Annotated in this window: 2 protein-coding genes and 2 pseudogenes; 2 read left to right on the forward strand and 2 right to left on the reverse strand. The window is 71.2% G+C overall.

The features are described from left to right. Window positions 1-6 precede the first annotated feature (6 nt). Both E1258_RS35370 and E1258_RS35375 read left to right on the forward strand, forming a co-directional pair. Window positions 7-147, forward strand: a pseudogene (locus tag E1258_RS35370) (arabinofuranosidase catalytic domain-containing protein); the annotation flags it as partial. 52 nt (window positions 148-199) lie between these two features. Beyond that, window positions 200-459, forward strand: a pseudogene (locus E1258_RS35375) (arabinofuranosidase catalytic domain-containing protein). A 244-nt stretch (window positions 460-703) separates the two neighbouring features. Here the strand turns inward: E1258_RS35375 and E1258_RS07660 are convergent. After that, on the reverse strand, window positions 704-1717 hold the full coding sequence (locus E1258_RS07660) for a GlcNAc-transferase family protein (protein WP_132398142.1): 1014 nt from the start codon (window positions 1715-1717) through the stop codon (window positions 704-706). Window positions 1718-1794: 77 nt separating this feature from the next. Further along, complete coding sequence (locus E1258_RS07665) at window positions 1795-9789, reverse strand: DUF6531 domain-containing protein (RefSeq protein WP_243715262.1); 7995 nt, start codon at window positions 9787-9789, stop codon at window positions 1795-1797. Window positions 9790-9891 lie beyond the last annotated feature (102 nt).

Consider the following 9891-nt stretch of genomic DNA (forward strand, 5'->3'; position numbering starts at 1 on the left):
CGGCGCTCGTCGGACAACACCACTCGGGACGTCGGTGTGCAGAGTGCTGGCGGTTACGCCGACGCCGCCGCCCAGGACTTGTTCTGCGCGAACACAACCTGCCTCATCACGATCACTACGATCAGTCCGGCCGGAGGAACCGCCTGACCCAGGCGCCCCCGGCACCTGGCCCGGGCCCGCCCCCGGTGGATGGGACAACCTGGCCGACGCGAAGGCGGCCCCGGTCATGGTTGACGGGCAGAAGGCGTACGGCGTCTACATCGCCCCCGCACCGGGTACCGCAACAACAGCACCAACGGCGTCGCGACCGGCGACCAGCCGGAGGGTATCTACGCCGTCGTCGCCAGCACCGCCAACGGCACCAAGCTCATCCTCTGGTCATGCCAGGTGGGTCGAACCAGCGGTGGAGCCAACGCAGCTGATCATCCGGTCGTGATCCTGGCCGGGGCGGGCATTTAATCACTGCGGCGTCACGGCTGTCGAGCAGCACCTGATCAAGACCGCCCGATCTGAGCTGGTCGCGGGACGGCCGGCGGCCCCGTCATGGGCGTTAGCGGCCACTCCCTGACGCGTGATGTTGAACCTCCACGACTGGCGAGGAGACCTCGCCGCCCTGCACAAGCAGTTCTACGACCGAAGGGGTACCCCGATGACCACCGGTAGCAGCCGTTGGCAGTTCCGCAACAACATCGACCACCTGCACCTATCGCAGGGAGTCTTCGACTCGATCACCGCCGACGAGCTGGCCCGACTCGAGATCGCCACCGCTCGGCGGCCCGGTGCCGGCAGGCGTGCGCGGGGCCTTCGGGCGATCCGGTAGCTGACCGGCCAGCGTCTCGGCTGTCGCGGTGCGCCGTGCGAAGTCGATGCCCGCGTACTCCCGGTACGCCGCCAACGGGCGGACCGGGCCGGTGCCGAAGCCGCCCACCATGGTGTACCGCAGCAGGGTCAGCACCCGGCGGCGGCCGGCCCGGTCCAGGTCGAACCAGTGGTCGGCGCCCGGCGTCCGGTGGTCCATCCAGTGCCGGAACTGGTTCTCGCGGATGTAGTAGTGCCAGGCCAGCACCTCGACCGGGTGGAAGAGGTCGTAGCCCCAGGTGAACGCCCGGGTGGCCAGGTTGATTTCCTCACCCTGGTAGTAGATGCGCTCGTCGTAGGGCACCTCGCGGACGAACGAGCCCGGGGCGAAGAGGAACCCGGCGGCCACGAAACGCGCCGGTACCGGCGCGGTCGCCTCCTGCCAGCCCGGTATGCGGAAGTGCTTGAACTGCGGCAGACCGTCGTGGGTCCATCCGCTGAGGAAGATCAGGGTCGGCTCGCCGCCGCCGGTGAACTCGACCGCCGGGTCGTAGGTCGGTGGATAGCAGCTCAGGATCGGTTTGGCCGCACCGGTCTGCTCGGCCATCGCGACCAGCCGGGTGTCCCAGCCGGGGGCGAACCGGGTGTGGCTGTCCACCTGGAGGTACCAGTCGGAGTCGACGTAGCTGCGCTGGATCTGCGCGCGCGCCCAGCACACGCCCCGGCTGCGCCGGGCGTCGAACTCCAGCACGGTGACCCGGGAATCGGCACGCAACGCCGACACGTCCTCGCCGCCGAGATGCTGCCAGTTGACCACGATGCGCAGCTCGTCCGGGCGGTCGGCCTTCGTGAGGCAGTCCAGCACGGTCGGCACCAGCTCCGGATCGCGGTACGCCGCCACCGACACGAAGATGCTCATCAGGTCGGTCCTTCCTTCGATCGTGCCGGTGGCGCCTGCCCCGGTCACCCGAGGGCGACCGGGGCAGGCGCCGGGAATCAGCTGACGGGCGCCGGGGCCGTGCGCGGCTCCGGCAGGAAACGCGCCGTCACCGGGTCGTAGTAGCGGGAGCCGTCGTACTGCAACCCGGTCTCCGCGTCCAGGTACCGGCCGCCGGACCGCAGCGGGATGCCGCCCGGTCCGCCCGGCCCGCTGCCGTCGGTGCCGACGACCCGCGTCGGGGTGCCGGCGTCGTCGGTCACCACGGCGTGCACGGTCCCGTCGGTGATCTGGGCGACCGGGTGCGCCAGGACCGGGTGGTATTCCCAGGCCGTCGTGGTGACCTTGTCGCCGCGATCCCGGTGATGCTGTTCGACCAGCAGGTCACCGGACCACACGAAGTCGGTCTCCTCCAACACCTGGCCCTTCGCGCTGCGGCGCTGCTTGGCGATCCGCCGCCCGAACGCGTCGTACCGGTAGTGCCAGCGGTCGCCACCGGGCGTGGTGACCGTGGTCAGCCGGCCCTGGTGATCCCAGGTGAGGTGCCAGTCGCCGGAGGCGTCCGACCGGGTGACCGGACGGCCCAGGGCATCGAGCGTGTACCGGACGTCGCCCGACCCACCCGTACGGTCGTCCAGCGCCGCTGCCCGGCTGGCGTCCTGCCTGATCGTCAGGCCCGCGTCCCAGCTGCGGCTCACCTCACGTCCGCCGTCGTAGCTGAACCGGAGGTGCTGCCCGCCGGCCACCAGGACGGCCGGCCGGCCGGACTCGTCGTACGACCACTGGGTCACCGCACCGGACGGGCGGGTCCGGGCGGTGACCGCGCCGAACTGCTCGCTGTACGAGCTGGACACCGTGCGTCCGTTCACCGTCTCGGCGACGACCCGGCCGATCGCGTCCCGCTCCAGCCGGATCTCCGCGTCGGCGTCGGTGGCCGAGACGATCCGGGCTGCGGCGTCGTAGGCCAGCCGGGTCACGGCCGTGCCGGTACGGCGCTCGACCACGCGGCCGAGCAGGTCGTAGGCGAAGTGGGTGACCTCACCCGCCGCGTCGGTGTGTTCGACGAGTTGGCCCGCGGCGTCGTACGCGTACCGCTGGGTGCGGCCGTCGAAGTCGGTCTCCTCGACCAACCGGCCGTTCGGGTCGTACGTGTACCGCCAGGTCTCACCCGCCGGGTTGGTGATGGTGGTCAGCCGCAGCTCGGTGTCGTACGCGTACTCGGTACGGTTGTCCTCGTCGTCGATCCGGGCCGTGACCAGGTCGAACGCGCCGTATTCGAGGTACGTGCGGCGGCCGGCGGCGTCGAGGGCCTCGACCAGGTTGCCCTCGCCGTCGTAGCCGTACTCCTCGACGCTGCCGTCCGGGTTCTCCCGCCAGGCCAGCTCGCCCTCCAGCGTCCAGCCGAGCTCCGTGCTGCCCTGATCGGACTCGATGACGACGATCCGGCCGAGGAGGTCGTACTCGTACCGGGTGTCGCCGTCGCCGGTGGTGATCGACGTGACCTGCCGTACCGTGTTCCGCACGACGACCGCCGGACCGACCTGGCTGGCCGTTCCCTGGCCGTGCTCGGTCGGCCGGTCGAACCGTACGACCTCACCGCTGGCGTCGATCTCGGCCAGCACCCGGCCGTCGGTGTCGAACTCGCGGCTGACGGTCGAGCCGTCGAAGTCCGTCCACGAGGTGGCCCGGCCCAGGTCGTCGTAGGTGGTCGTGGAGCGGCTGCCGTCCGGGCGGGTGACCACGGTCGGTCGCCCTGCGGCATCGTACTCGTAGCTCGTGGTCCGGCCCAGCGGGTCGGTCCGGGTCAGCAGGCGGTACGCGTCGTCCCACTCGTGCCGGGTCGTCGCGCCCAGGGCGTCGGTCTCCGCCACCACCTGGAGGCGGTCGTTGAGCTCGTACCTGCGCACCGCGCCGAGCGAGTCGGTGACGACCGTCAGGCCGTCCGAGTACTCGAACCGGTAGCGCAGGTAGCCGCCCCTGCCGTCGGTGGCGACGCAGCGGCCGGCCTCGTCGTAGGTGTAGGTGTACCACTCCCCGTTCCGGTCGTCCCAGCGCACGATCCGCCCGTCGGCGTACGTGAAGCGCTCGGGGTCGCCCGAGGAGTTGATTGCCTCGACCAGCTGGCGGTCCTGGTCGTAGCCGAACCGGGACGCCTCCACCAGCACCCCGTCGTGGTCTGGCAGCCGCATCCCCGTCACCAGACGCTCGGACGAGGTGAACTCGATCGTCGCGCCCGCCGAGGAGCGCAGCTCCGTGACGGTGCCGTCGTCGTCGCGGGCGATCGACCACCGGAGGCCGCCGTCGGTCACGTCACTGAGCAGCGACTCCCCGTGCCTCGCCGGGGCGAACACCCAGGCCCGGCCGGACGCCGGGTCGGTGAGCAGCCAGCCGCCGCCCACCAGCCGGCGCAGCGGCATCGCCCGACCGAGCGTCGGCAGCGTCGTCTCGCCCTCGGCGACCAGTGGGTAGGTCAGGATGGATCCGTCCGAGGCCAGGTACCGCACCCGCCCGCCGTCGACGACGACCCGCTGGTCCAGGGTAAAGGCCCAGGCCGGGCCGAACGACCGGCCCCAGCGGTAGTCGGAGCGGTAGGTCCGGACCAGCGGAAGACCCGGCAGCGTGGCGTCGGTCTCGGTGAGGATCATGCGGCCGGTGGTCACGTCGATCGGGTCGGCCTCGCAGTACGTCTCGTCGGTGCTCTTCACCGACGACGCCGGTGACATGCCGCTGAACGGCACACCGGTGTAGAGCGACTGGTCGGAGTAGAGCGGCTCCGAGTAGGCGTTCTGGTCGTCGATCACGCCTTCGGGGAAGTTCGTCGGGTCCGCGAAGGGCATCTGTTCGGGGTACGCCGCTTGGGTGCCGTACGCCGGGTCGCTCTGGTGGTCCCAGTCGGTGTTCGTGGGGGCCGGGGCGGGGGCACTGCGGCGGGAACCACGGGAGCCGCTGGACTTGGACGAACCCCCGGACCGGCTGCGGGAGTCCGAGGACGTCTTGCCCGAGTGCTTGCTGGACCTTCGGCGTGATCCGGAGGAACGGTGGCTGCCCTCGGCCGGCCCCATGTCGCTGGAGCCCCGGCGCCCGTCGTCGACGGCCGGCGGGAAGTCGTAGCTCTCCCAGTCCGGGGCGAAACTGGTCCAATCCGTTACCGGACCGGCGTTCTCCGGTACGGCGTCCAGGGTGGGCGAGTAGTCGGATCCGCGCGGGCTCGGATTCGGGTTCCCCGGCAGGGGGCCGAACTCGGCGTCGGCCAAGTCGTACGCGGTGTTGTGCCGGGCCGGGGGGACCGGAATGCTGTCGGCCGAGCCGGACCGGCTGCCGGTCGGGTCCACAGCCATGTTCGAGAAGTCGTCCGCGAGGTCGGCGACCGGGGAGACGCTCCCCGACCACTCCCCGTTATCCTGCGCGTACTGGAGCACGGCCAGCATCTGGTCCAGGCTGGCCAACGGGTTGTCGGCGGTCTGGTTCTCCTGGGCCATCGACCATTTTCTGGTCAGGCTCTGCGGGCTCTCCATGATCTCGGGTTGGCTCGCGTCCGAGACCACGAAGATGTAGTTGCTGTCCCTCCGTTCGGCCGGCGGGAACTCGGAGAGCGAGTTCTGCAGCCCGATCCGGTTGTACTCCTCCCGGCGGTAGGAGAGCTGTTCGTAGAGCTGTTGCTGGTGGTCGTCGAACGACTTCGAGGTCTTGCCCTTTTCGAGCTTCGGGACCCGCTCGTCGTAGGACTGCTGAGAGCGGACGACGTACTCGCCGGCCTTCGCGATCCTGTTCCTGCCGACGAACTCCCAGGCGACGACCCGGAGGCCGTCGATCTCACCTCTCTCCACCCTCTCGAAGAGGATCTGCGCCTCGGTGTTGTGCAGGACGCTCGGTATCATCACCCCGCGGTACACGTGGGCGTCGACCAGACCGTCGGTGACGGCCACGAGCTGGTGGGAGAACTGTTCCCACATGCGGTTGAACCCGGGCGGGTAATTGAAGAAGTTGCCGGTGCCGAGCATGATGTTGTCGAAGATCTGCCCACCGGGCGTCGCCTCGAGCATCCGGTTGCCGCTCTGCTCGGTGATCCGTTCGGCGACTGCGGGCCCGATCTTCCCCCAGAGGGCGAGGTTCGACCGGAAATGCTGTACGGCCTCGGGGAACGTGGTGTCGAAGTCGCTGTCGTGCTGGTGCTTGTACCACCACTTGGCGGGCACGGAGAAGGCATGGTTGTCGGCCATCAACTGCGCGAACGGGGCGACCCGGTCGAAGCCGAACCGGTTGATCACCTGGACGTCGATCTCGTCGTTGGTGAAACCCTGGGCTTTCAGCTGGAGCTCGAACTTGAGCTGTTCCTTGAAGTCCTGGTAGGCGCCCCTCAGTTCGGGGTTGTTCCACAACCTCTCGTAGCGGGACATGCGGAACTCGACCTTGTCCCAGTCTTCCTTGGCCTTCTGGAAGTCGACCGTGGAGCCCTGCGGGGGAAGCGGCTGGAGGTTCTGCTGGAGGTCCTCGTACGAGGAGTTGTCCGACGAGAGTTGGCCGATCGAGTGCTGCCGCGCGTGGTCGTCCTCGGTCACCAGGGGGTCGAAGGCGGCGTCCAGCTCGGACTGCGGCCCGCCGACCAGGTCCTCCGGCGTCGGCGGAGCCGCCTGCGGCGGCAGGTTGCTCGGCTCGCCGTGCGAGCGGTGCGAACCATGTGAGCGGTGTGAGCCGTGCGATCGGTGCGAACGGCTCGACCGGTGTGAGTGCGAACTCTCGGACGACCGGCTGCTGTTTCTGCTGCCTCCCTTGCAGTGGGTCAGGCCGAGCGGGTCGGCGGTGGTCAGCGGATCGTCGACGTACGCGGCCGGATTGGGACCACCGGCCAGGCCGAGGGGGTCGGGGCTCAGGTAGCGGGCGGTTGCCGGGTCGTAGTAGCGGAACCGGTTGTAGTGCAGGCCGGTCTCGGTGTCGTGGTACTGGCCCGGGAAGCGCAGCGGGGTGCCGACCGGGTCGCTGGTCCGGCCCCACAGGTCGCCCCGCGACCACCAGCGCAGGCGGCCACCGGCCTCGACCAGGTGGGTGGGGGTGCCGATGGCGTCGGTGACGACGGTGTGCAGCCCGTCGTCGCCGTTGGTCTGCGTGACCGGCGCGGACCCGTCGGGCCGGTAGTCCCAGGAGACGGTGCCGGTGGCGTCGGTCTGCTCGACCACGAGGTCGCCGGCCCAGGCGAAGTGCGCCTCCTCCAGGACCGTGTCGTCGTCGGCCAGGCGCTGCTTGGCGATGCGGCGGCCGAAGCCGTCGTAGCGGTAACGCCACCGGTCGCCGTCCGGCGTGGTGGCCAGCACCAGCCGGTCCTCGGCGTCCCAGGTGAACCGCCACGTGCCCGCCGGGTCGACCCGGGTGGTCAGGCGGCCCCTGGCGTCGTACTCGAACCGCGCGTCGTCCGCGCGCAGGAGCATGCTGCCGGCGAACTCCCAGCGCCCGCCGCCGGTGCCGGTGAGGTTGCCGGCCTCGTCGTAGTCGTACCGCTCCCGCTCCGTGCCGCCGACGGCCACGGTGCGGATCCGACCGGTTGCGTCGGCCCGGAACGCACGGTCGCCGTCGAGCGAGTCGGTGATCGCGACGACCCGGTCGGTGGCGTCGTAGTCGAAGCCCCGCACGGCGGCGTCGGCGACGTGCTGCGTCGTCAGCCGGCCCGCCGCGTCGAACGTCTGGCGCAGCGCCAGCACGTCGTCGACGGTCCGGCTGATCTCCCGCCCGGCCGCGTCGTGCCCGAACCGCACCACGTGCCCGCCGGTGACGAGCGTGACCGGTTGGCCCTGCACGTCGAAGGTCCACTGGCTGGACCGGCCCGACGGCGTGGTCCGCGCCATCGACCCGTCACCGTCGTAGGAGGTGCGCACGGTGCGGCCGTTGATCGTCTCCGCCACCACCCGGCCCTGGGCGTCCCGCTCGAACCGCACGACCGCGTCCGGGCTCTCCACGACGGCGAGGTGGCCGTCGGCGTCGTACTCCAGCCGCGTGACCACGTCGCCGACCCGACGCTCGACCACCCGACCGAGCAGGTCGTGGGCGTAGTGGGTGGTCTCGCCCGCCGCATTCGTGCGGGCGACCAACTGCCCCGCCGCGTCGTAGGCGTAGCGCTGGGTCCGCCCGTCGAAGTCGGTCTCCGAGACGAGTCGCCCGGCCGCGTCGTAGCTGTACCGCCAGACCCGGCCCTGCGGGTTGGTGACTGCGACCAGCCGGAGTTCCGTGTCGTAGGCGAACTCGGTACGGTTGCCCGCCTCGTCGATGCGTGCGGTGGGCAGATCGAACGAACCATACTCGATCTGCACGGAACGCCCTTCGGCGTCGATACTCTCCACCAGATTCCCTTCGCCGTCGTAATGCCATTCCTGTGTGGAGCCGTCCGGGCCGGTGCGCCAGGCCAGGTCGCCCTCGGCGGTCCAGCCGAACTCCGCGACGGCGCCGTCCGACAGCCGCGCCGCCCTCGGCCGGCCCAGACCATCAAGATCAAATTTGGGTTCGGGTGCGACGTCCGCCCGCCCGTCGTCGGGCGTGACCGGGCGGTGGCTGCCGTCCGGGAGGATCGTCGCGACCGGGCGGCCCGCCCCGTCGTACGTGAAGCGGGTGACCCGCCCGAGCGGGTCGGTCCGCGACCGCAGCCGGTGCGCCGTGTCCCACTCGTCGCGGGTGGTGGCGCCGAGCGGATCGGTGACCGCGGTGACCTGGAGACGGTCGTTGAGCTCGTAGCGGTGCACGCCGCCGAGCGAGTCCGTCACGGTCGTGACGCCGTCGCCGTACGCGAACGTGTAGCGCAGGTAGCCGCCGTTGCCGTCGGCGAGCACGCACCGGCCCGCCCGGTCGTAGGCGTACGTGTACCACTCGCCGTTGCGGTCCTCCCACCGCACGATCCGGCCGGCCTCGTCGTAGTCGAGCCGGACCGGGTCGCCGGACGAGTTACGCACCGCGACCAGGCGGCGTCGGTCGTCGTAGCCGAACGCCGGCAACTCGACCTCGTCACTCCCGTCGACCGGCACGAACAGCGCGCCGGTCACCAGGCCGGCCCGTGCGTGCAGCTCCACCCGGTCGCCGGACGACGACTCCAGCAGCGTCGGGGTGCCTTCCTCGTCCCGGGCGACGTGCCACCGCGTGCGGACCGTCGCGACGTCGGAGAGCAACGCCTCGTCATCGTCCCCGGCGGTGGCGAACAGCAGCAGGACGCCCCGGTCGGTGAGCGACCAGCCGCCGCCGACCAGCCGGCGCAGCGGAAGCGGGCGCCCCAGCAGCGGCAGCGCCTCCTCGCCCTCGGCCGGCAGCGGATAGGTGAGGATCGAGCCGTCGGCGGCCAGGAACCAGGCCCGCGTCCCGTCGGCGACGATGCGCTGGTCCAGGGTCGACGCCCAGGTGGGGCCGAAGGACCGGCCCCAGTGGTAGTCCGAGCGGTGGGTGCGCTCCAGGGACAGGCCGGGTAGGCGCGCGTCGGTCTCGGTGTAGATCATCCGGCCGGTCGTCACGTCGATCGGGTCACCGACGCAGACCGTCTCGGCGGTCGACTTCGCGAACACGGCGGGCGGCACGTCCCACAGCCACGGCCCCTTGCCGAGCGGCGGCACCGGAGCGACGACCGACCGGAGACGGGTCTTCTCGTCGCCTGCTGGCGGCACCGCCTTACGCCCGACGCGGTCGACGCCCGCTTTGCCGTCGGCCCCGGGTACCGGCGGAGCCATGACGTCGGGCCCCTCGACCGTGGTCGCGGGTCGAGGCGTGGCCGACTCCACCTTCTCCGCCGCGGGCGCGCGCGGTGTCGACGCGGAGGCGGGAACCGTCGAGCGGATCGTGGAAGGGAGGGGCCCCTCCGGGGGCACCTTCCTGCCAAGATCCCTCTGCTCCCGCTCGGCCGGCGCGGACGGGAGTGGGCGCTGCCCGGGCTCGTAGGACGGGGGAGGGGGGTCCAGCTCCGCGTAGACAGGCAGCGTCTCCGCCGGTGCCGGTCCGACGGCCTCCAGGTACGACGGCGGATCCGACGGCGCCGGTGCCGCGCGACCGTCGGCCGGAGGCGGCACGGTGCCGTCGCCCGTCGTGCCCACGGGGCGAGCAACCTGATCCGGGGTGCCCGGCGTGGTGGGCGACGGACCGGGCTGGCCGGGGCCGCCCGGTGTGTCGCGGGGCTGGCTGGAACTGCCCAGGGT

This window comes from Micromonospora sp. KC207 (assembly GCF_004348615.1).
Taxonomy (GTDB): Bacteria; Actinomycetota; Actinomycetes; order Mycobacteriales; family Micromonosporaceae; genus Micromonospora.